1 protein-coding gene is annotated in these 387 nt (G+C 75.7%); it reads left to right on the plus strand.

The features are described 5' to 3' along the window. Positions 1-387: WYL domain-containing protein (locus B7767_RS36460; RefSeq protein ID WP_143652833.1), on the plus strand; the 387-nt coding region annotated here is incomplete at both ends.

Genomic DNA, 387 nt, shown 5'->3' on the forward strand with positions numbered 1-387 from the left:
CCCGCGCCGTGGCCACGCTGCCGGGGCTGCGCGAGGGCGACCGGCAGGCGCTGCTGCGGGCCACCGCGAAGGTGGAGACCGCGGCCGGCGAGGCGGCCGGCGCCAGCGCCCGGCTGTCGGTGACCTTCGAGTCCGAGGGCGGCGTCTTCGCGGACGTCGACCGGGCCATCGCCGAGCGCCGCAGACTGTGGATCCGCTACTACTCGCCCGCGCGCGACGAGGTCACCGAGCGGGAGATCGACCCCATCCGCCTGGTCAGCGTCGGGCACACGTATGTCGAGGCCTGGTGCAGGCGCTCCGAGGCGCGCCGCACCTTCCGGCTCGACCGGGTCGCCGAGATCCGCATCCTCGACGAGCCGTCAGCACCGCCCGAGGTCGAGCTGCGGG

This window comes from Streptomyces sp. 13-12-16, assembly GCF_002114215.1.
In the GTDB taxonomy this organism is placed as follows: domain Bacteria; phylum Actinomycetota; class Actinomycetes; order Streptomycetales; family Streptomycetaceae; genus Streptomyces.